The sequence below is a fragment of the Streptomyces venezuelae genome (assembly GCF_008642335.1).
Classification (GTDB): Bacteria; Actinomycetota; Actinomycetes; order Streptomycetales; family Streptomycetaceae; genus Streptomyces; species Streptomyces venezuelae_F.
In genome coordinates this window covers 4,978,996-5,000,782 of record NZ_CP029191.1, presented here as the reverse complement: position 1 = coordinate 5,000,782, position 21,787 = coordinate 4,978,996, and the positions used below count along the sequence as shown (strand labels likewise).

The following is a 21,787-nucleotide window of genomic DNA, read 5'->3' as shown; positions in this document are numbered from 1 at the left end:
CTCCACTCAACAAGCGGAAGGAAGGTCCCTGCCATGACGGCTTCGGCCAGTGCTTCTTTTCACATGGAGAAGTGCCGCGCCACGTACAACCATCGGCACATCTGAAGCGTCTCACCGCGCACGGGAAAGCTTTTTCTCGGCGCCGCGAAAAAGTCCGATTTCTCCGCAGCCTGGTATTCACCCTTCCCCATGCTGTATAACCGCCCCCGATTCATCCAGGGGTGGGGGAACATGCGGACCGAGAGCGTGACCGAAAACGTGATGAGGGGCAGAGAAAGCGACGGGCTGGGGGAAGTCGTCGTTCCGGAAGATCCGGACGATCCGACGGTGGTCGGCGAGATATCGAACCGGCGGGTATTGGCCGTGGGCGGGGTGCTGTTCGGTATCTGTGCCGGGTTCGTCGTCTACGGCTTCGTCGGCGGTGACGAGCCCGAGCGGCGTCCCGCGCCCACGGCGTCGGTGACGTACCGCGTCACCGGGACGGGTACGGGCGCCGCCGACGTCTCGTACGTCGCGGAGGATGCCGCGGGGGACGCCGACGGCGGGACGCGTGTCGAGCTTCCGTGGCAGAAGACCGTGCGCGTCCCGCTCGGCAAGGACCCGGCCCTCAGCATCCGGCTCGGCAAGCAGGGCGGCGAGGTGAGTTGCACCCTCTCCGTCGGCGGGGAGCACCGGCAGCGCGCCACCGCGTCCGGCGCCTACGGGCGAGCGACGTGCTCCGCCGAGTTGCCGGGCAAGAGGGAGTGAGCCGGAGGGAGCGGAAGGGAGCGGAGTTCTCAGAGGCGGACTCGTGATCGGCGCGACACCACCGCCCGCAGTACGCGCCGTCCCTCCATGGACACGTCCAGGGCCTGCCGCAGTCCGCCCGCCGGGCCCGCGCCCTTGTTGGCGAGGAGTTCGAGGATCCGGACCTGGCGGCGGAGTTCGGCCGCGACCAGCGGGGAGGTGAGCGTGGACACGGCGTCCGTGCCGTCGGTGGGTGCGGTGTCCAGGAGGCGGTGGACCTGGAGCGCGGCGACGGAGCAGCCGTCGGCCCACTCCCGGATCTCGGCGCCGGACGGGCCGGCCGGGACCGCGTCGAGCATGCGGCGGGTCAGCGTGGCGGCCTCGTGGGACGTACCCGTGCCGGGGGCTGCGCCGAGCGCCGAGCGCGCCTCGGCCAGGGGACCCCGCCAGTCGCCGCCCTCCGCGAGCCTCGCCCACAGCGGCCGCAGTACGTCGTCGTCGCCGCCGAGCACCGGCACGCACCGGTCCAGGCAGGCGAGCCCGCTCGCCGCGAGGCCCCGCTCGTCCGCCTGCGCGATCAGTTCCACCAGGCTCATGCCGTACGTCTCCCCCGTCACGGATCCCTCGTCGCGGATCCCTCGCCGCAGGCATCTCGTCACGGATCGCCCGTCACCGGCCCTGCGCTGCCCCTTACTGCGTGCGACGCCCCGGGAACGTCACTGCGGCACGACGCCGAGGCGGTCGAGGAAGCGGAAGAAGAGTTCCTCCGCGGAGGGCTCGGCGTCCGCGTTCAGTACGTCGAGCAGCGGGCCCGCGGGCACCGTCCTGCCCGACTCCGCCGCCCACGCCACCGCCCGCTCGGCGGCGTCGCGCGGCTCCAGGAAGTAGTCCTCGACGGTCAGTTCGGAGCCGTCGATGTAGCCCGCCATCGCGCGCCGCGCCAGACACGTGGTCCACGCCCCGCTCTCGGGCGCGGCCGCCTCGATGATCACGCAGGAGCTGTCCATGACGTACCCGAAGAGCGCGGGCGCGCCCGACTCGCGGGCCAGCGTGTTCATGTTGCCGACGTCCGGCGCGCCGTCCCCGTCGGCGCCGTTGCCGCCCGGCACCTCCCACACCTGCCACCCGTCGGGCCGCCGGTCCAGGAGGGTCAGCTCGTCGCGCAGGCCCTCCACCGCCGCGAGCTCCACGAGCGGCCGCTCGCTTCTGCCGACGACGTAGTACCCCCAGTAGCCCATGCCGCTTCCCCCGCCGCATCGCAATCTTGTCGTTCCCGGCCGAATACACCACAGATACCGGCAAGTTCGCTACCAGAAGGGAAGAAGAGGACCACCCGTGATTGTCCCGCCCCGCGTTATCGGACCTCGTCGGCGAGCTTCACGAAGTCCTTCCAGGCACGTGCCGGTTTCCTCGGGTCCCAGAGCTTCTGGACGGTCGCGCGCAGCGGCATGCGGATGCCCGCCGCCACCTGCTCCTGGGTCTGCGCGTCCGCCAGGTCGCCCCAGACCGCGAACGTGCCGCCGAGGATCTGGTCGTCGTACCGCTCGCTCACCGGCTTCGTGCCGCGGACGACCAGCGGGGTCCAGCTCTCGTAGATGCGCTGCCCGGTCGGGTAGCGGAAGGTCTGGGGCTGGCCGAGGACGTAGTAGAGGTACTCGTCGTTGTAGTTGACGAGCTTGCGGCCCGCCTTCAGGTACTCGTCGGGCTCGCGCGCGCCGATCTCCTTGCCGGTCCAGTAGGCGACTTCGATGTCGTCCGCGGCCTGGGTGCTGCCGCCCCGGAAGAACCCGTCGTTCCAGGCCTTCGGCTTCTTGCCGAAGGGGCGCACCGTGTCGGCGCGGTCGTTGAGCCAGCCCGTGGCGAGGTCCTGGACGCGTCCGCCCGCGCCGTAGCGCTCGCGGGCGGCGGCGGCCAGCTGCGGGTAGGACGCCTCGGGGTCCCTGGCCGTGAGCGCGAGGTATTCATCGGCTCCGAGGTGCCAGTACGCGCCGGGGAACAGCTCGGCGTACTCCTTGAGGAGCTCGTCGACGATCTTCGCCGCCTCCGGCTTCGAGATGTCGACGGCACCGCGCGTGACCGAGCCCCGCGCGTTGCGGAGCTGCAGGGAGGGGTGCTCGCGGGTGACGGCGCCGAGGTGTCCGGGCGAGTCGATCTCCGGGACGACGGTGATGTGGCGGCTCTCGGCCAGCTTCACGAGGCCGCGCACCTGGTCTTTGGTGAGGTGGTCGGAGGAGACGATCTCGGGGTGCGAGTCCGACTCGATGCGGAACGCCTGGTCGTCGGAGAAGTGCAGGCCGAGCTGGTTGTACTTGAGGTCGCCGAGTTCGCGTACGCGGTCCTCCAGCCACTTCAGGTCGAAGTGCTTCCTGGCTATGTCGATCATGAAGCCGCGCTGCGGCTTGGCCGGGCGGTCCCGTACGACGCCCTCGGGAGCGGTCCTGCCGCCGCTCACCGCCTGCTTGAGGGTGCGGGTGCCGTAGAAGACACCGGCCTCGGCGGGCGCGGATATGCGGACCCGCTCGCCCTTGACGGTCAGGGTGTACGACTCGTCGCCGCCCTTGGACCCGTCCTGCTCTCCGTCGTCGTCCAGCGTCAGCTGTACGTCGCCCTTGCCGGGGTCGGACTCTCCCCCGTACTTCAGTTTCAGCTCTCCCGCGAGCAGCTTCGCCTCGTCGGCGAGGGCGCCGTCGCCGACCACGACCCGGCCCTTGCCCTCGTCGGGGCGCCAGCCGGGGCCGCGTGCCGCGGTGTGCTCGCGCACGGCGGGGATGGTGGCGGGAGCCTTGGAGAGCGCGTAGCTCTTGGTGGGGCTCGCCGAGGGCGCGGCGGCCGATCTGCCGCCCGACGGCGCCGCGCGGCCGGAGCCCGCGCCGTCGCCGCCGGGCCAGAACCCGACGGCCAGCACCACCGCCCCCACGACGGCGACACCGCCCGCCGCGGCGACGGGCCCGCGCCTCACCGGTCACCCCGCGCCACTGGGCGGCGGGCCGAATCTGACGTCGGAGTCGAATCCAGAGTCGGAGCCATGCCGCCACGCTACGACGCGTCGCCACGGGCGGCTCGTCCACATCGTGGAGCCAAACTCTCCCATTCGGGTGAAATTCGCTCACCCGTCGCACGGCCGACAGCACGCCTCGATACCGTTGTGACACCCCCACACCCACCCGGCCCCACCTCCGCAGGGCCCCACCCCTGCCGCCCCCTGCCCAGGAGCGCACGCTGCACCCGCACCAGTTGAACTCCGCCACGCCGGACGCGGCCGAAGCCGCCCTGCTCACCTGCTGCGGCAGCCGACGCTGGGCCCGCCGCGTCGCCGCCCACCGGCCCTACCCCGACCTGGAAGCCCTGCTCGCGGCCTCCGACGAGGCGGCGTACGACTTGTCGGACGCCGACCTCACCGAGGCCCTCGCCTGCGAGCCCCTCGATACCGTGCTGCCCCAGGTCCCGCACCAGGGCGCACCCAGAACCGGCTCCACCGCGGCCCACACCGCCCTGCGCGCCGCCCATGCCGCATACGAGAGCCGTTTCGGACACACGTTCGTCATCTGCCTCGACGACGTCCCGCCGAGCGAGGCCCTGGGCCAGCTGCTCGCCGGCATCCGGTCACGCCTCGGCAACGATCCTGAGGACGAGCGCGCCCTCGCGGCCGAGGAGCTGCGCCGCCTCGTCCGCGGCCGCCTGACCCGGCTCACCCTCGGCGACGTGCCAGGACACGCCGCCCGCGGACAGCGATCGCAACCGCTTCCCGATAGCCCGTACGTGCCTGTTTGATTGCCTGTTTGATCACACCTGCGGACCCGGGGCAGGGCTACCGACAACTCGTCGATACGATGACGAGCGGCCGGTGGACCGTACCCGGCCGGGCCCGTCCGACCACCCAAGCCGGCTGGCCCCAATCCCCGCTCCCGGAGGGTTCTGCCGTGCCGGCTGGAACGCTGTACCGCGGCCGGGAAGGAATGTGGTCCTGGGTGGCTCACCGAGTCACCGGCGTCCTCATCTTCTTCTTCCTGTTCGTGCATGTGCTGGACACCGCTCTCGTCCGCGTCTCCCCGGAGGCGTATGACGATGTCGTCAGCACCTACAAGACGCCGATCGTCGCACTCCTCGAGTACGGCCTGGTCGCCGCCATCCTCTTCCACGCGCTCAACGGCCTGCGTGTCATCGCCGTCGACTTCTGGTCGAAGGGTCCCCGCTACCAGAAGCAGATGCTCTGGACCGTCGTCGGCATCTGGGTCGTCCTGATGGTCGGGGCGCTCTACCCCGTCCTCGGCCACGCCGTACGCGAAGTCTTCGGGAGCTGATGCCGGACATGTCTGCTGACACCACGCTTGAGAAGTCCGGAACGTCCGGTATCGGTCCCGTCGAGGGCGCTTCGCTCTACGACTCCGACAACCCGGCCCCGGTCATCGAGGCGCCGCGCAAGCGCACCTCCAAGACCCCGCGCTCGACCCGCGGCAACTTCGAGATGGCCGCATGGCTCTTCATGCGCCTGTCCGGCGTCGTCCTGGTCGTCCTCGTCCTCGGCCACCTGCTGATCCAGCTGGTGCTCGACGGCGGTGTCTCGAAGATCGGCTTCGCGTTCGTCGCCGGTCGCTGGGCCTCGCCGTTCTGGCAGGTCTGGGACCTGCTGATGCTGTGGCTCGCGATGCTGCACGGCGCCAACGGCCTGCGCACGGTCATCAACGACTACGCGGAGCGCCCGAACACGCGTCTGTGGCTCAAGGGCCTGCTGTACACCGCCACGGTGTTCACCATCCTTCTGGGCACGCTGGTGATCTTCACCTTCGACCCGAACATCCGCTAAAGCCGAGGCGACTTCCGTGAAGATTCACAAGTACGACACCGTCATCGTCGGCGCGGGCGGCGCCGGCATGCGCGCCGCCATCGAGGCGACGAAGCGCAGCCGCACCGCCGTGCTCACCAAGCTCTACCCCACGCGTTCCCACACGGGCGCCGCGCAGGGCGGCATGGCCGCCGCGCTCGCCAACGTGGAGGAGGACAACTGGGAGTGGCACACCTTCGACACGATCAAGGGCGGCGACTACCTGGTCGACCAGGACGCCGCCGAGATCCTGGCGAAGGAGGCCATCGACGCGGTCCTCGACCTGGAGAAGATGGGCCTGCCGTTCAACCGCACGCCGGACGGCACCATCGACCAGCGCCGCTTCGGCGGTCACACCCGTAACCACGGCGAGGCCGCCGTGCGCCGCTCCTGCTACGCCGCGGACCGCACCGGCCACATGATCCTCCAGACCCTCTACCAGAACTGCGTCAAGGAGGGTGTGGAGTTCTTCAACGAGTTCTACGTCCTCGACCAGCTCATCGTCGAGGTCGACGGGGTCAAGAAGAGCGCGGGCGTCGTCGCGTACGAACTGGCGACCGGCGAGATCCACGTCTTCCAGGCGAAGTCCGTGATCTACGCGTCCGGCGGCACCGGCAAGTTCTTCAAGGTGACCTCGAACGCGCACACGCTCACCGGTGACGGCCAGGCGGCCTGCTACCGGCGCGGTCTTCCGCTGGAGGACATGGAGTTCTTCCAGTTCCACCCGACCGGCATCTGGCGCATGGGCATCCTTCTCACGGAGGGCGCCCGCGGTGAGGGCGGCATCCTCCGCAACAAGGACGGCGAGCGCTTCATGGAGAAGTACGCGCCGGTCATGAAGGACCTCGCGTCCCGTGACGTCGTGTCCCGCTCCATCTACACGGAGATCCGTGAGGGCCGCGGCTGCGGTCCCGAGGGCGACCACGTCTACCTCGACCTCACGCACCTCCCGCCGGAGCAGCTGGACGCGAAGCTCCCCGACATCACGGAGTTCGCGCGTACGTACCTCGGCATCGAGCCCTACACGGACCCGATCCCGATCCAGCCGACCGCGCACTACGCCATGGGCGGCATCCCGACGAACGTCGAGGGCGAGGTCCTCGCGGACAACTCGACGGTCGTCCCGGGCCTGTACGCCGCCGGTGAGGTCGCCTGCGTCTCGGTGCACGGCGCCAACCGCCTCGGCACCAACTCGCTCCTGGACATCAACGTCTTCGGGCGCCGCGCCGGCATCGCCGCCGCGGAGTACGCCGCGAAGAACGACTTCGTCGAGCTGCCGGAGAACCCGGAGGAGCTCGTCGTCTCCCAGGTCGAGCGCCTGCGCGACGCCTCGGGCAACGAGCGGGTCCACGAGATCCGCAAGGAGCTCCAGGAGACCATGGACGCCAACGTCATGGTGTTCCGCACGGAGCAGACGATCAAGACGGCCGTGGAGAAGATCGCGGAGCTGCGCAAGCGCTACCTCAACGTCTCGATCCAGGACAAGGGCAAGCGGTTCAACACGGACCTCCTCGAGGCCATCGAGCTGGGCAACCTGCTCGACCTGGCCGAGGTCATGGCGCAGTCCGCGCTCGCCCGCAAGGAGTCGCGCGGCGGTCACTACCGCGAGGACTTCCCCAACCGCGACGACGTCAACTTCATGCGCCACACCATGGCGTACCGCGAGGTCGGCGACGACGGCACGGAGACGATCCGTCTCGACTACAAGCCGGTCGTCCAGACCCGCTACCAGCCGATGGAGCGTAAGTACTGATGGCTACCCCGACCCTCGACAAGGAAGACGTCAAGCCCGAGGCGGGCTTCGCCGACTCCCCGTACATCACGATCACCCTGCGGGTGCGCCGCTTCAACCCCGAGGTCTCCGCGGACGCCACGTGGGAGGACTTCCATCTGGAGATCGACCCCAAGGAGCGTGTCCTCGACGCCCTCCACAAGGTCAAGTGGGAGCTGGACGGCACGCTCACGTTCCGCCGCTCCTGCGCGCACGGCATCTGCGGCTCGGACGCCATGCGGATCAACGGCAAGAACCGTCTTGCCTGCAAGACCCTGATCAAGGACATCAACCCGGCGAAGCCGATCACGGTCGAGCCGATCAAGGGTCTGACGGTCCTGAAGGACCTGGTCGTCGACATGGACCCGTTCTTCCAGGCGTACCGCGACGTGATGCCGTTCCTGGTCACCAAGGGCAACGAGCCCACGCGTGAGCGCCTCCAGTCCGCCGAGGACCGCGAGCGCTTCGACGACACGACGAAGTGCATCCTCTGCGCCGCCTGCACCTCCTCGTGCCCGGTGTTCTGGAACGACGGCCAGTACTTCGGGCCGGCCGCGATCGTGAACGCCCACCGCTTCATCTTCGACTCGCGTGACGAGGCGGGCGAGCAGCGCCTGGAGATCCTGAACGACAAGGACGGCGTGTGGCGTTGCCGCACGACGTTCAACTGCACGGACGCGTGCCCGCGTGGCATCGAGGTCACGAAGGCGATCCAGGAAGTGAAGCGCGCCCTGATCACGCGCCGCTTCTGACCGTTCCTTACGCCTGTACGTCCCGTACGCCCCCGTGGGCCCTGCTCCAGACCGGAGCAGGGCCCACGGTGTGTTTCCGGCCACGGCGTGGATATCGTGAGTTCGCACAGGGAAAGTTCGCACCGGAACATCGCCGCCGCGGCGGTGAGCGAGGCTCGACGGGGGAAGCACATGGGGGGCCATCGGCCGTCGGATTGGCATGTCCTTGATCTTGAGAAGGATCCGACGCCGGGTGATCCGCACCGGGTGCGGTCGCTGGCCAAGAACCTCCACGACTTCGCGGACGACGTCGGCAGGGTCCTGCGGGACATCAAGGGGATGGCGGGCGATGAGGCCATCCTGAAGTGGGTGGGCAAGACCGCGGACGCGTTCACGGAGAAGTTCGAGGACGCGCCCAGCAAGCTGAAGAAGCTCAAGAAGAGCTACGAGATGGCGGGCGACGCGCTGTCCGCGTACTGGCCGGAGCTGGAGCGTGCCCAGTCGCTGGCCGACAAGGCGCTGGTCAAGGGCCGTGAGGCGCAGGCCGACCTGAGCAGCGCCAAGTCCCGGCTCTCCTCGGCCGATTCCTGGGTGGAGCGGGCGGGCAAGGAAGCGGACAAGTACAAGGACAAGCCGGGCGGCGGCAAGGACGTCCCCAAGCCGGACGAGGACAAGGTCAAGGCCGCCACCCGCAACGCGCACTCCGCCGAGAAGGCGCAGAAGTCCGCCCAAGGTGACGTGGACTCCGCCAAGAGTGCGCTGGAGGCGGCGAAGAAGATGGCCGCCGACGCGCGCAAGATGCGCGAGGAGGCCGCGGGCACCGCGAAGAAGAAGATCGACGAGGCCTCCGACGCGGGCATCAGGAACCGCAAGTGGTGGGAGGAGATCGGCGACTGGGTCTCCGACAACTGGGACACCATCGTCGCCGTCTGCAAGGTCGTCGTCGCCGTCGTCGGGATCATCGCGATGATCGTCGGCGGCCCGATCCTCGCCGCCATCGTCATCGTCGCGGGCGCCATCGTGCTTGCCGACACCTTGAGCAAATACGCAAAGGGCCAGGCGGGCCTGATGGATGTGGCGTTCGCGGCGATGGACTGCGTGCCCGGCATGAAGGGCATCACCACCGCCGCCAAACTCGCCAAGGGCATGAAGGGGCTGAAGGGCGGCCTCAAGGGGATGAAGTCGGCGCGCACCGCTCTGAAGGACGGGGCGAAGGGCGCGTACAACCGCACCAAGAGCAAGATCAAGGGCTGCGGCGACCCGGTCGACGTCGCCACCGGCCACATGTTCCTCCAGGCCACGGACGTCACCCTGCCCGGCACGCTGCCGCTGTCCTTCACCCGCCGCATGACCTCCGGGTACCGCACCGGCGGCTGGTTCGGCCCCAGCTGGACCTCCACGGTCGACCAGCGCCTCGAACTCGACGAGGACGGCGTCGTCTTCGTCACCGAGGACGGCATGCTGCTCACGTATCCGCACCCCGCGGGGCCGGACGCCCCCGTCCTGCCCGACGCAGGACCGCGCAGGCCGCTGGAGCGGCTGGACAACGGCGGCTACCTCATCAGCGACCCTGTCGGCGGCCGCACCCTGCGCTTCACCGCGCCCGACGACGACACGGCGTCGCTCACCCGGATGTCGGACCGCAACGGCAACACCGTCGACATCGAGTACGACGACGACGGCAGGCCGCTGGCCTTCCGGCACTCCCACGGCTACCGCCTCACCTTCGCCGTCACGGGCGACCGGGTCACGGCGCTCGCCCTGGCCGGTGCGGGTCCGGACGGCGCGGACGTCGTGCTCAAGCGGTACGACTACACGGACGGCAACCTCACCGCCGTCGCCGACTCGTCCGGGCTTCCGACCCGCTTCACGTACGACGACGGGCTGCGCATCACCTCGTGGACGGACTCCAACGGCAACCGCTACGACTACATGTACGACGACCGGGACCGGTGTGTCGCCCAGGGCGGTGAGGCCGGCCACCTCGCCAACACCTTCACCTACGACGTGCCCGACCCCGACCGGCCCGGCCACCGCGTCACGGAGGTCACCACCTCCGCGGGTGCCACCTCACGCTTCGTCATCAACGACCGCTGTCTGATCGTCGCCGAGACGAACCCGCTGGGCCACACCGTCCTGCACACGTTCGACGAGCGTGACGAGGTCATCTCCAGGACCGACGGTCTGGGTCGCACCACACGCTACGAGTGGGACGCCCTCGGCAACCTCGTCGCGGTGCACCACCCCGACAGAACCAGCAGCAGGATCGTCTACAACGAGCACAGCCGGCCCGTGGAGGTCCACGAGTCCGATGGCAGGGTCTGGCACTACACCTACGACGAGCGGGGCAACCACCTCAGCACCCTCTCCCCCGCCGCCGCGCTGACCCGGTTCGCCTACGACGACCGCGGGCGGCTGACCTCGGTCACCGACCCGCTCGGCCACACCGCGCGGATCGAGTGCGACGCGGCGGGACTTCCCCTGCGGACCGTCGACCCGCTGGGCGGGGCGACCCGGTACGAGCGGGACGGCTTCGGCCGCCCGACGGCGGTGACCGCACCGTCCGGCGCCGTCACGCGCCTGGAGTGGACCGTCGAGGGCCGCATCGCCCGGCACGTCGCCGCGGACGGCGGCACCGAGTCGTGGACGTACGACGGCGAGGGCAACTGCACCACCCACACCGACGCCGTGGGCGGCGTGTCGACCTTCGAGTACACGCACTTCGACCTCCTGTCGGCCCGCACCGGCCCCGACGGCGCCCGCTACACGTTCGAGCACGACGCGGAGCTCCAGCTGCGCAAGGTCGTCAACCCGCTCGGGCTGACCTGGAGCTACGAGTACGACTCCGCGGGGCGCCTCGTGGCGGAGGACGACTTCGACGGCCGGGCCCTGCACTACGTCCACGACGCGGCGGACCGGTTGACGGCGCGCACCCTGCCGTCCGGCGAGACGATCCGCTTCGAGCGGGACGTGCTGGGGCGCACGGTGGCGAAGGACGCGGCCGGGGACGTCACCACATACACGTACGACGACGCGGGCGACCTGATCGGCGCGCACGGACCGGACGTCGTCCTCACACTGGAGCGCGACGCGGCGGGTCACATCACGTCGGAGACGGTCGCCGGACGCACGTCGACGTACACCTACGACGCCCTGGGCCGCCGCACCGGCAGGACCACGCCGTCCGGCGCGGTGAGCACGTGGACGTACGACGCGGCGGGCAACCGCGCGGAGCTCGTCACCTCCGGCCGTCGCCTGAGCTTCACCCACGACGCGGACGGTCGTGAGCTGTCCCGCAGGCTCGGCGAGGACGTCGCCTTCACGCAGGGCTTCGACGTCCTGGGCCGGTTGACCAGCCAGGAGATCGACGGAGCGGCGGGCCGGGTCCAGAGCCGTGCCTACACCTACCGTGCGGACGGTCACCTCGTCGGCGTCGACGACCTGCTCAACGGAGCGCGCCGCTTCGACCTCGACCCGGCAGGACGGGTCACCGCCGTCCACGCGGCGGGCTGGTCCGAGTCGTACGCCTATGACGCGGCCGGCAACCAGACCAGCGCCTCCTGGCCCTCCCCCATGCCGGGACGGGAAGCCGTCGGCGCACGCACGTACACCGGCACGCGTATCCGCACCGCCGGAGGCGTCCGCTACGAATACGACAGGGCCGGGCGCATCGTCCTGCGCCAGAAGACCCGGCTGTCCCGCAAGCCGGACACCTGGCGCTACGCGTGGGACGTGCAGGACCGGCTCACGTCGGTGGTCACGCCGGACGGGACCCGCTGGCGCTACCAGTACGACCCGCTGGGGCGGCGGACGGCGAAGCAGCGGCTGGCGGCCGACGGGGAGAGCGTCGTCGAGCAGGTGGACTTCACCTGGGACGAGACCAATCTGTGCGAGCAGACCAGCCATGCCTCCGGCGGGTTGGACACGGTCACCCTCACCTGGGAGCACAACGGCCTGCACCCGCTGACGCAGGCCGAGAGCAAGAGGACCTCCGACGCCGCCACCGCGACGCAGCACGAGGTCGACTGCCGCTTCTACGCGATCGTCACCGACCTCGTCGGCGCCCCGACCGAACTCCTCGACGAACACGGCGGCATCGTCTGGCGCACGCGGTCCAGCCTCTGGGGCGCGACCGCCTGGAACCGGGGGGCGACCGCGTACACGCCGCTGCGCTTCCCCGGCCAGTACCACGACGTCGAGACCGGCCTCCACTACAACTACTTCCGGCACTACGACCCCGAGACGGCCCGGTACCTCACCCCCGACCCGCTCGGGCTCACCCCCGACCCGAACCACGCCACCTACGTACACAACCCGCACACGTGGTCCGACCCGCTCGGGCTGACCCCCTGCGAAGACGAGATCCTTCCGAAGGGGTACACCTCGTCTCCCGCGCTGGAAAAGGACCCCTACCACCCAGACATGGTCGGAAAGCGGAGCGAGAAGAGCAGGGAGCTCTACGCCGCGACGCCGAAGGACCGTGCGGCCGAACTCGGTTACAAGACCCGGATTCCTCCGCAGCGGGCGCCTTTCCACTCCCATGGCCAAGAGGTGTTCTCCAACGGCAAGAACTACATCACTCCTGACGTCGACGGCCACAACGTCTCCGACGGCTGGAAGGTGTTCAACAAGAAGGGGCAGAGGATTGGCACCTACGACGCGGACCTCAACTACATCAAGAAGTGACGCCTTCTCGATCCAGGTGGTCTCGGAGGCCGTCGGCAGGATCACGGTGGGGGATTTCTCGGAGGACTTTCCGATGGACCTCTCCTACTGGAGCGCCGGCGACTACCGGGACAGCTGGGTGCGTGCTCTGCGCCGCCTCGACGCGGCGCAGGACGAGGTCGACTCCTGCCTGATCACCTCGATCACCGATCCGGCGACCGCGAACTTCGTCTTCGGCTGGCCGCTCTACCGGCGCGGCACGGACGTGTACGTGCAGAACGCGGTCATCTTCCTCGACGAACTCGCCGAGGCGTTCCGGCCCGCGGAGCCGTGGCTCTCGGTGGAGCCGCGCGGCACGGTCGACGAGGACGGAAACGAGATCTCCGAATGGCGGACGACCATCGACGCCGTCCGAGCCTTCCTTTCCACCTGTCAGTAGCCCCACCCCCCCCACATTCCCCGCTTTGTCCCCTCCCCCCCACCAGGAGTTCAGATTGAACCGCCCTCCCCTTCGCCTCATGACGGCCGCACTGACCGCGTCCGCCGCCCTGTTGTTGACCGCGTGTGGTTCGGGAGGGAGTGAGGCCGGACGTACATCAAGGGGTACGTGGGCAACAACCACACCCTGGTCGGCGCCGCACGGGTGTTCAACCCGCAGGTCAGCCTCTCCGACGCCGGCGGCGTGCTCTTCTACTGCGTGGACGAGAGCAAGGGCTTCACCGAGGACCGCAGGACGAAGAAGCGCACGGGCACCCCGGACGACGTCAACCCGGTCCTGCAGTACCGCACGACGCTGAAGAAGACGCCCGACGGCGTGTGGAGCACGGTGTCACTGGAGACGGAGCGCGGGGGGTGCGACAAGTGAGGCAGTCGGTGCGGAGGGCTCTCCCTCTGGTGACCGCGACCGTTCTCGCGCTCGGCGCCTGGCCCGCGACGGCGCACGCGTTCGGCGAGGACGAGGACCACCCGCCGACCGGGCCGTCCGGCGGCGCCTCCGGCAACACGCTCACGGCCGGCGTCGGCACGAGCATCACGGTCAAGCAGGTCAATGGCGGAAAGGGCGGCGATTTGGTCCACGTCACGCCCTCGCTGAGCTGGGGCGAAGAGCTCATGGTGAACCACTATGAGAAGGGCGAGGACCAGTCGGACGGGGCCGAGGGCTACAAGGACTTCAACATCGGCAAGGACGGGAAGTTCTGGCGCGGAGTCATGAACCCCGACGTCGAGAACACGTTCGAGGCCCGGCAGTGCGAGACCAACCTCTTCTGGCAGGACGCCCGGGAGATCCCCGGCATCAAGAACGCGCCCACGCCGAAGATCCTGGCCGGGTATGCGTACAACAAGATCAAGGTCCCGGACACCAAGGTCGAGATGAAGCCGGTCGGCGAGTCGACCGTGAATCTGCCCACCTGGGTGTGGCTGGACAAGGGGAAGTTCGAGCCCGTGAAGGTCCGTGCCGAGTTGCCCGGGACGGGGCTGTGGGCCGAGACCACCGCCAAGCCCGTCAGCCTCCACCTGGACCCCGGCACTCCGGACGCCGAGACGTTCCCGGCGGACGGCGAGTGCGCGGTCAATGACGACGGCAGCATCGGTACGCCGTACAGGAAGGGCTCCGCGAAGGAGGACCCGCCGTGCGGCATCAAGTACCTGCGGGCCACGGGCGGCGACCCGTACCGGATGAAGGCTTCCCTCACATGGGAGATCACCTGGACGGGCAACGGCGGTGCCGGGGGCGACCTGCCCGACGGCACTTTCGAAGGCACCCAGGACGTCGACGTCCAGGAGATCCAGTCCATCAACCGCTAGGCGGGCGGCATGGGGGCCGTGCGGCCGAAGAATCGTGCGCGCACGGTGCGCTTCATGCGCGCCTGCGCCGCCGCGGCGGCCCCCGTCCTACCCTGACGGAATGTCAGACAACCAGCCGGTCGGACTGCTCGGCTTCGACAACGTCCTGTTCCCCGTCGGCGACCTCGGCGAGGCCGTCGGCTTCTACGAGCGGGCCGGCTTCCCGGTCGAGGCCCGCATCGACGAACTCGGGCTCGCGATCCTGAAGGTCGGCAAGGAGACACCGGGCCTGCTCCTGCGCGTGGAGGACGGCATCGTGCCGCGTACGCCGCCGTGGCCCTCCCCCCGCATCTGGCTTGAGGTCCCCGACGCCCGCGCGAAGGGCCAGGCCCTGGCGGCGGCGGGCATCCCCCTCCTGAACGAACCGTTCTCCGTGGCCACCGGCTGGACCGTGGAGATCACCGACGCATGGGGGAACGTCGTCGGCTTCACGGACTACCTGAAACGCCCGGAACTGGCCCGGACCGCCTGACGTCACCGCGGCTCGCCGCTCACCGCCACCCCGCGTCTCCGCCCTTCTCGGCCACCGTCATGATCCGGCGCAGCATGTCGGAGAGCCGCCGCCGCTCCTCCGCGGGGAGAACGTGGAGGAGGCGCTCCTCCTCGCGGCCCAGGATCTCCATCGCGCCCTCCCACGCCGTCGTGCCCGACTCCGTCAGTTCGACGTCGACCCGGCGCCGGTCCCTCCTCGACGGCGTCCGGCGGACGAGCCCCCGGCGTTCCAGGCCGTCGAGGCGGCCCGTGACGGAGGCGGGCGCGAGGTCCAGGTCCGCGGCGAGCTCCGAGGGGCTTGCCGCGCCGCCCCGGCCCGCGAGCTTGTGCAGGGTGTCGAACTCGTGGCGCTCCAGGTCGAAGTCGACGAGGGACTGCTCGCGGACGCGGCGCAGATGGACGGTGAGCTTCTCCATGCGGGTGACCGCGCCCTCGATGTCCGGGTCGAGCGTGGGCAGGACGGGCAGCCAGCGCTCGACGTGACCGTCCGTCCAGTCCCGGGGAGTTCCGTCCGCCGCCGGACCGCCCTGAGGGCCGTGCGTCATGTCCCTCGCCGTGTCTTCCGCCGCGTCACCCGTCGTGTCATCCCTCGTGTCATCCGCCATGTCAGGACTCTACTGCGGTCCTTCGGTTTCCGATATTTCGTTGACGAATAGTTCGGTGACGAAATACCGTCCCCTCCATGCCGCTCCCACGACCGTCGTCGTATCCCCTGCTGCGCAACCGGCCCTTCCGGCTCCTGCTGACCGGCCGCACCCTCTCCCTCGTCGGCGACGCGGTGATCCCCGCGGCCCTCGCCCTCGCCGTGCTCCGCGCCACCGGATCCAGCTCCGCGCTGGCCCTCGTCCTCGGCTGCGCGATGGGGCCGCGCCTGCTCCTGCTGCCGCTCGGCGGGGTGGTCGCGGACCGCTTCGACCCGCGTACCGTCGCGCTCGTCACGGACCTGGCGCGCTGCGGCACCCAGCTCTTCGTGGGAGTCGAACTGCTCGGCGGCTCACCGGGGTTGTGGCACATCGCCGTCGCCGAGGCCGTCGGCGGCGCCGCGTCCGCCTTCGCCATGCCGACGTTGCCCTCGCTGATCACGGGCACGGTCGCGCCCCAGGACCGGCACGGCGCCAACGCCCTGTTCGGCGTGGTCCGCAGCGGCACGGTCCTGGGCGGCCCCGCCCTCGCCGGTCTCCTCATCGCCACCGCGGGTCCGGGCTGGGCGTTCGTGCTCGACGCCGTCTCGTTCGCGGTCAGCGCCTGCCTGCTCTCGGCCGTACGGCTGCCGTACGCGCACAGCGGCGCCGCGGCGCCGTCCCGGCCCTCGAAGTCCCTGCGCGACGACCTGGTCGAAGGCTGGCAGGAGGTGCGGAGCCGGGACTGGTACTGGACGAGCCTGGTCGCCCACGCCGCCTGGAACGGTGCCGCCGCGGTCCTCATGACCCTCGGGCCCGCCCTGGCCGTCCAGGAGTTGGGTGGTGAGGGCGTGTGGATCTGGTTCCTTCAGGTGGGCGCCGTCGGGCTGTTGCTCGGTTCGCTGCTCGCCGGGAAGGCCAGGCCGCGGCGTCCGGTCCTGGTGGCCAACCTGGGGCTCGCGACGTACGCCCTGCCGCTCGCCCTGCTCGCCGCCGGGGCGCCCGCCCCCGCCGTCATCGCCGCCTACGGCCTCGCGCAGGCGGGGCTCGGGTTCCTCAGCCCCGTCTGGGAGACCTCGGTGCAGGCGGCGATACCGGCCCCGGTGCTGGCCCGCGTCACCTCGTACGACTGGCTGCTCTCGATGGCGGCGATGCCCCTCGGCTACGTCCTCGCGCCGCTCGCGGCGAGCGTCTGGGGTGCCGGGCCGCCGCTGTGGGTCGCGGCGGCGGTCGTGGGCGCGGCCTGTGCGGGCACGGCGGCGGTTCCCGGCGTGCGCCGCTTCACGCTCCCCGCACCAGCGCCCACACCGTCTTCCCGCAGCCCCCGCGACGACACACCCCCCACGCCTCCGCCGTCGCGTCGAGCAGACGCAGACCGCGGCCGTGTTCGTCCTCCCACGCGCCGGGTTTCCTGATCTCCGGCTCCGAGGGGCTCTCGTCGGACACCTCTATGAAGCAGGCGCCGTCGGCGAGCACGGTCACCGCGACCTCGAACTCCCCCTCGGCCACGTACCCGTGGACGATCGCGTTGGTCGCCAGCTCCGACACGAGGAGCACGGTGTCGTCGAGCGCCCCGTCGTCCGCGGTGTGTCCCCAGGCCGACAGATGGTCGTACACCCGGGTGCGGGCCAGCGGCACCGACGCCGGGTGCGGCGGCAATCTGAAGGCCTCACGTCTCAGCACGTCCTCTGTACCCCCACCCCATGGCCCCTGTGGTCCCTGCCTCCCCGTACCCCCGCTGAGGTGTCAATGCTGCGCGGCGTCCCCCCGCGTGTCACTGCGGCACCCCCGGCCCACGCACATCTGGCCAGTTCTGGACCACGCGGTCGCCGGTAGCTCAGGCTCTGCGGGACGCCAGTTCCACGACCGTGATGTCCGAGGGCGCCCCGACGCGTACCGGCGGGCCCCACGCGCCCGCGCCGCGGGTGACGTAGAGCTGTGTGTCGCCGTACCGTTCCAGGCCCGCGAGCGTGGGGTTGGCCAGGTCGGCGATCAGGTTGCCCGGCCAGAGCTGGCCGCCGTGCGTGTGGCCGGACAGTTGCAGGTCCACGCCGTGTTCCACCGCGTCGTGGATGACGACGGGCTGGTGGGCGAGGAGCACGGAGGCCCGTGAGCGGTCCCGGTCGCCGAGCGCCTCGGCGAAGTCGGGGCCCTTGCCCTCGTCCTCGCCCGCCACGTCGTCGACGCCCGCGAGGTCGAAGCCGGGGAGCTCGGTGCGGGCGTTGCGCAGGGGGTGCAGGCCGAGTTCGCGTACGTGGTCGACCCACTGCTCGGCGCCGGAGAAGTACTCGTGGTTGCCGGTGACGAAGTACGCGCCGTGCCGCGCGCGCATTCCGGCCAGCGGCGCCGCCGCGGGGGCGAGGTGTTCGACGCTGCCGTCCACCAGGTCGCCCACCACGGCGATCAGGTCGGGCTGTGTGGCGTTGACGGTGTCGACCACGCGCTGCGTGAAGCCGCGGCCGAGGATCGGGCCGAGGTGGATGTCGCTGACCACGGCGATCCTGAACCCGTGCGCCGCGCGCGGCAGTTTCGCCAGCGGCACGGTGACGCGCTTCACCTTGGGGCCGCGCAGGACGCCGTACGTTCCGTAGCCCACGGTTCCGGCGGCGACGGCGGCAGCGGTGCCGCCGACGACGCGGGAGACGAAGAGGCGGCGGGAGGGGGCGGTGATCTTCTTCTCGGGGGCAGGTTCGGGTGCGGTCACCGGGGCAGGTGCGGGGGCGGTCACCGGGGCGGGTTCGGGTGCAGTCACCGGGGCAGGTGCGGGGGCAGCCTTTTCGCCCTCGGGGGCAGCCTCCACCCGTTCCTTCCGCTCCACCCACCGCCGCAGCAGCGGACGCGCGAGCTCCCCCACGATCAGCGCGAGCAGCAGGTAGAGCGACAGGGCCATCCACAGGAAGCCCGGCCAGGCGAGGACCCGCTGGAGCAGGAACGGCGCCCCGGTCCGCTCGGCCACGAGCGCCGCGAACATCGTCAGCGGCGCCGCGACGAAGACCACCGTCCCGGCGCGCCGGGCGAACCCGGGCCCGGCCGTGGTGTCCCGGACGAGGCGGCGCCACGCGTACCAGTGGAGGGCCGCGAAGGCCGCCAGGACGGCCACGCCCACGAGGACCATGAGGGCAACCACGGCTATGACGTTCTGCGCAGAGCACGGACTCCGCGGAACCCGATGGTGCCTACCACCGTCCCCAAGACAAAGGAGACAACGGCAAGCGTCAGGTGCACCCAGAAGTACCCGGTCGGGTTGTCCGCGTCGTCGAAGGCGAGCCCGCTGCCGTCCTTCCACAGGTTCTTGACGAAAGTGATCCAGATGAACCAGCTCCACACCCCGAAGGCGAGCAGGAACCAGGAGACAGGGCGGCTGAGCTTCATACGTTCAGTATCGCGAGCCTCCCTGCCGCACCGCCGCCGGGGTGGGGACGAGGGGACACAGTGGACCTCGGAGCCGACTCGCCCGGCCCCGCCCTGTACGTTCTCGTCCGTGCCTGCCGTAAAAAAGACCGCCATCTTGGTCGCTTCCGCCGCATTGCTGACCATGTCGACCGCAGCGCCCGCGCTCGCGGACGGAAAGCCCGGAGGCGACGACAACCAACCGAAGCCGCCCGCCAAGATGTCCACCGTGGGCGGTGCGCGGCTCGGCGAGGCGGGCACCCAGGTGCAGCTCAAGCCGGGCGCGCCGGTGCTGCCGAAGGAGCTGACGGGGCGTTCGTGGATCGTCTCGGACGCCGAGACGGGCGAGGTCATGGCCTCGCACAACGCGCACTGGCGGCTGCCTCCGGCGAGCACCCTGAAGATGCTCTTCGCCGACACGGTCCTGCCGAAGTTCCCCAAGTCGCAGAAGCACAAGGTCACGCTCGCCGACCTGGCGGGCATCGGCGCGGGCAGCAGCATGGTCGGCATCAAGGAGAACGAGACGTACAGCGTCCACGACCTGTGGCTCGGCGTCTTCCTGAAGTCGGGCAACGACGCGGTGCACGTCCTGTCCGCGATGAACGAGGGTGTCCCGCGGACCGTCAAGGACATGCAGAAGCACGCCGAGGAGCTCCAGGCCCTCGACACGCACGTCGTCTCCCCGGACGGTTACGACGCCAAGGGGCAGGTCTCCTCGGCGTACGACCTGTCGCTGTTCGCCCGGTCGGGGCTGCAGAAGAAGGACTTCCGCGAGTACTGCGCGACGGCGACGGCCCAGTTCCCCGGGGAGACCAAGAAGGTCGAGAAGGGCAAGGACAAGGGCAAGACGAAGCGCGGCACCTTCGAGATCCAGAACACCAACCGGCTGCTCACGGGCGCGCCCGGCATCAGCGCGTACAAGGGCATCGCGGGCGTCAAGAACGGCTACACCTCGAACGCGGGAAACACGTTCACCGGTGTCGCCGAACGGAACGGCAAGGTCCTCCTCGTCACCGTCATGAACCCCTCCTCCGGTGAGGCGCACGCGGTCTACAAGGAGACCGCCAGCCTCTTCGACTGGGGCTTCAAGGCCGCGGGCAAGGTCGACCCCGTGGGTCAGCTGGTCGCTCCGAAGGGTGCCGCGGGCGGCGCCGGCAAGGGCGCCCCGGGCAGCGGCGGTGAGGGAACGGACACGGAGAAGGCCGCGCACTCCTCCGACAGCGGGGGCAGCGGCATGGGCACCGCGCTCGCGATCACGGGCGGCGTGCTCGTGGTGCTCGCGGGCGGCGCCTTCGTGATCCGGCGCCGGCTGCCGCTGCCGGGCCAGGCGGGCCGGCGTACGTCTCAGGACTGACGTGAGGGGCCTGACGCCTCCTCTTCCTTCGGCGTGGACGACGACGCGCTGTGCGTCGCCGTCCACGCCGCGCAGAACAACAGCAGCTTCGCCGTGAAGTTGATCCACAGGAGGAGCGCGACGGGCACTCCGAAGGCGCCGTACATGTTCTTCGCGGCGACGCCCTTCATGTAGCCGCCGAGCAACAGCTTGAGCAGTTCGAAGCCGGCCGCGCCGATCAGCGCGGCGGTGATCAGCCGCCGCCGGTCCGGCTGTACGCCGGGCAGCAGCGTCAGGACGTAGAGCAGCAGCAGGAAGTCCGCGAGGACGGCGATGGCGAACGCGAGGACCTGGAGCAGCACCGTGCCCCAGCCCCGCTCGTCGATGCCGAACAGGTCGGCGGTCCGGCCGACGGCGGTCGACGCGAGCGCGGACGCGGCGAACGACGCGAGTCCCGCGCCGCCGAGCCCGAACAGCACGCCCGCGTCCTTGACCTTGCGCAGGACGGGATTCTCCTCCTCGTCCGGCAGCTCCCAGACGGCCCGCAGGCACTCCCGCATCGAGCCGACCCAGCCGATGCCGGTGAAGAGCAGCAGGGCGCCCGCGACGAGGCCGACGGTGCCCGCGTTCTCGACGAGGGCGTCCAGGTTCAGCTGGTCGGAGATGCCGGGGACCTGCTCGGAGATCTTGCTCTCCAGCGTGTCCTGCTGCTTCTTCGAGAGCGTCGCCGCGGCGATCGCGGCGGCGACGGTGAGCAGCGGGAAGAGCGCGAGGAAACTGATGAACGTCATGGCGGCGGCGAGGCGCGTCCAGTGCACCTCGTCGAGTCGTTCGTAGGACTGCCACGCGTGTGTGCGCATGCCTTTCGCGACGAGCGGCCCGATGCCGGGAAGTTTCTTCAGCCAGTCCATGACGCCTCCGTGCCTGGTGTCCTGCCTGTTGTCCTGCCCGTTGTGCGGAAGACCAAGGTCCGGGTACCCCAGAAGCGCAGAACAGTGGCGAGTGCCATACCGATGCCGGCGCCCGAGACGGTGTCCGCGCGCTGCGAGGTGTGACCGAGTCCGTAGTGGGACACGGCGATGCACAGCAGCTGGACGAGGGCGCCCGCGATGTTGACGGCGAAGAACACCGCGTACTGGCGCAGCCGCGAGATCTCCGCGGTCTTCCCGCGGTAGGTGCCGAGGGCGTTGCCGGCGTACGCCACGGAACACCCCGCCACGAAGGAGAGGGATTTGGCGGTGAGCGGGTCCAGGCCGACGGGTCCACGCAGCCAGATGAAGAGGCCGAGGTCGGCGGCGTACGCGCAGATCCCGGCGGCGGCGAAGCCGAGCAGTTCGGGCCCGAGCGCGCGCAGCCGTACGCGCAGGGACGTCACACTCACCGGTCGGCGAC

General features: G+C 70.2%; 21 protein-coding genes and 1 pseudogene. 13 read left to right on the top strand and 9 right to left on the bottom strand.

Going from position 1 to position 21,787, the window contains the following annotated elements; all coding sequences use genetic code 11:
* Positions 1–261: 261 nt before the first annotated feature.
* The gene (locus DEJ49_RS22790; protein WP_223832950.1) at positions 262–747 is read left to right on the top strand and encodes a hypothetical protein; all 486 of its coding nucleotides are present in this window, start codon (positions 262–264) and stop codon (positions 745–747) included.
* Between the two features lie 29 nt (positions 748–776).
* On the opposite strand, the gene DEJ49_RS22785 is transcribed toward DEJ49_RS22790, so the two are convergent.
* The 3 genes from DEJ49_RS22785 to DEJ49_RS22775 form a co-directional block, all read right to left on the bottom strand.
* Positions 777–1,322, bottom strand: a complete 546-nt coding sequence (locus tag DEJ49_RS22785) for a hypothetical protein (protein ID WP_150185852.1) — start codon at positions 1,320–1,322, stop codon at positions 777–779.
* 120 nt (positions 1,323–1,442) lie between these two features.
* Entirely contained in the window at positions 1,443–1,964 is a 522-nt protein-coding gene (locus DEJ49_RS22780) for a hypothetical protein (protein ID WP_150185851.1), read from the bottom strand.
* Between the two features lie 116 nt (positions 1,965–2,080).
* The gene (locus tag DEJ49_RS22775; protein ID WP_223832949.1) at positions 2,081–3,685 is read right to left on the bottom strand and encodes a beta-N-acetylhexosaminidase; all 1,605 of its coding nucleotides are present in this window, start codon (positions 3,683–3,685) and stop codon (positions 2,081–2,083) included.
* Between the two features lie 233 nt (positions 3,686–3,918).
* Between DEJ49_RS22775 and DEJ49_RS22770 the strand changes: the two genes are divergently transcribed.
* The 10 genes from DEJ49_RS22770 to DEJ49_RS22725 all read left to right on the top strand — a co-directional run bounded on the left by DEJ49_RS22770 (position 3,919) and on the right by DEJ49_RS22725 (position 15,032).
* Positions 3,919–4,497 (top strand): 2-oxo-4-hydroxy-4-carboxy-5-ureidoimidazoline decarboxylase, encoded by a 579-nt coding sequence (locus DEJ49_RS22770; RefSeq protein ID WP_150185850.1) that lies wholly within the window; start codon positions 3,919–3,921, stop codon positions 4,495–4,497.
* Between the two features lie 149 nt (positions 4,498–4,646).
* Entirely contained in the window at positions 4,647–5,027 is a 381-nt protein-coding gene (gene sdhC / locus DEJ49_RS22765) for a succinate dehydrogenase, cytochrome b556 subunit (RefSeq protein ID WP_150185849.1), read from the top strand.
* 8 nt (positions 5,028–5,035) lie between these two features.
* Entirely contained in the window at positions 5,036–5,530 is a 495-nt protein-coding gene (locus tag DEJ49_RS22760; RefSeq protein WP_150171318.1) for a succinate dehydrogenase hydrophobic membrane anchor subunit, read from the top strand.
* 16 nt (positions 5,531–5,546) lie between these two features.
* Positions 5,547–7,301, top strand: coding sequence for a succinate dehydrogenase flavoprotein subunit (gene sdhA / locus DEJ49_RS22755; RefSeq protein ID WP_150185848.1), 1,755 nt, complete (start codon positions 5,547–5,549; stop codon positions 7,299–7,301).
* The gene (locus tag DEJ49_RS22750; RefSeq protein WP_150185847.1) at positions 7,301–8,071 is read left to right on the top strand and encodes a succinate dehydrogenase iron-sulfur subunit; all 771 of its coding nucleotides are present in this window, start codon (positions 7,301–7,303) and stop codon (positions 8,069–8,071) included. Before sdhA ends, DEJ49_RS22750 begins: the two co-directional genes overlap by 1 nt.
* 171 nt (positions 8,072–8,242) lie before the next feature.
* Positions 8,243–12,736 carry a DUF6531 domain-containing protein gene (locus DEJ49_RS22745; protein WP_150185846.1) on the top strand — a complete coding sequence of 1,498 codons (4,494 nt, stop codon included), beginning with the start codon at positions 8,243–8,245 and terminating at the stop codon, positions 12,734–12,736.
* 73 nt (positions 12,737–12,809) lie between these two features.
* The gene (locus DEJ49_RS22740; RefSeq protein WP_150185845.1) at positions 12,810–13,154 is read left to right on the top strand and encodes a hypothetical protein; all 345 of its coding nucleotides are present in this window, start codon (positions 12,810–12,812) and stop codon (positions 13,152–13,154) included.
* 168 nt (positions 13,155–13,322) lie between these two features.
* Complete coding sequence (locus tag DEJ49_RS22735; RefSeq protein ID WP_190329411.1) at positions 13,323–13,580, top strand: hypothetical protein; 258 nt, start codon at positions 13,323–13,325, stop codon at positions 13,578–13,580.
* Between the two features lie 26 nt (positions 13,581–13,606).
* Entirely contained in the window at positions 13,607–14,521 is a 915-nt protein-coding gene (locus tag DEJ49_RS22730; RefSeq protein ID WP_411757247.1) for a hypothetical protein, read from the top strand.
* Between the two features lie 100 nt (positions 14,522–14,621).
* A complete protein-coding gene (locus DEJ49_RS22725) occupies positions 14,622–15,032 on the top strand; it encodes a VOC family protein (RefSeq protein WP_150185843.1) in 411 nt (136 codons plus the stop codon).
* A gap of 19 nt (positions 15,033–15,051) precedes the next feature.
* On the opposite strand, the gene DEJ49_RS22720 is transcribed toward DEJ49_RS22725, so the two are convergent.
* On the bottom strand, positions 15,052–15,597 hold the full coding sequence (locus DEJ49_RS22720) for a MarR family winged helix-turn-helix transcriptional regulator (protein WP_150188398.1): 546 nt from the start codon (positions 15,595–15,597) through the stop codon (positions 15,052–15,054).
* Positions 15,598–15,734: 137 nt separating this feature from the next.
* On the opposite strand from DEJ49_RS22720, the gene DEJ49_RS22715 reads away from it, so the two are divergent.
* Positions 15,735–17,087: an MFS transporter gene (locus DEJ49_RS22715; RefSeq protein ID WP_150185842.1), complete on the top strand. Its 1,353-nt coding sequence runs from the start codon at positions 15,735–15,737 to the stop codon at positions 17,085–17,087.
* Here DEJ49_RS22715 and DEJ49_RS36880 read toward each other — a convergent pair.
* The 3 genes and pseudogenes from DEJ49_RS36880 to DEJ49_RS36480 form a co-directional block, all read right to left on the bottom strand.
* Positions 17,035–17,289 (bottom strand): annotated as a pseudogene (locus tag DEJ49_RS36880) (ATP-binding protein); the annotation flags it as partial. The gene DEJ49_RS22715 and the pseudogene DEJ49_RS36880 overlap by 53 nt on opposite strands.
* Before the next feature lie 220 nt (positions 17,290–17,509).
* Positions 17,510–18,799, bottom strand: a complete 1,290-nt coding sequence (locus DEJ49_RS22705) for a metallophosphoesterase (RefSeq protein WP_150185840.1) — start codon at positions 18,797–18,799, stop codon at positions 17,510–17,512.
* 2 nt (positions 18,800–18,801) lie between these two features.
* Positions 18,802–19,044 carry an SCO4848 family membrane protein gene (locus tag DEJ49_RS36480; RefSeq protein WP_055566125.1) on the bottom strand — a complete coding sequence of 81 codons (243 nt, stop codon included), beginning with the start codon at positions 19,042–19,044 and terminating at the stop codon, positions 18,802–18,804.
* Between the two features lie 163 nt (positions 19,045–19,207).
* Between DEJ49_RS36480 and DEJ49_RS22700 the strand changes: the two genes are divergently transcribed.
* Positions 19,208–20,416, top strand: a complete 1,209-nt coding sequence (locus DEJ49_RS22700) for a D-alanyl-D-alanine carboxypeptidase family protein (RefSeq protein ID WP_411757186.1) — start codon at positions 19,208–19,210, stop codon at positions 20,414–20,416.
* Here the strand turns inward: DEJ49_RS22700 and DEJ49_RS22695 are convergent.
* Positions 20,407–21,306, bottom strand: a complete 900-nt coding sequence (locus tag DEJ49_RS22695) for a YihY/virulence factor BrkB family protein (RefSeq protein WP_150185838.1) — start codon at positions 21,304–21,306, stop codon at positions 20,407–20,409. The genes DEJ49_RS22700 and DEJ49_RS22695 overlap by 10 nt on opposite strands.
* Positions 21,294–21,776, bottom strand: a complete 483-nt coding sequence (locus DEJ49_RS22690; RefSeq protein ID WP_411757185.1) for a GtrA family protein — start codon at positions 21,774–21,776, stop codon at positions 21,294–21,296. Before DEJ49_RS22690 ends, DEJ49_RS22695 begins: the two co-directional genes overlap by 13 nt.
* Positions 21,777–21,787 lie beyond the last annotated feature (11 nt).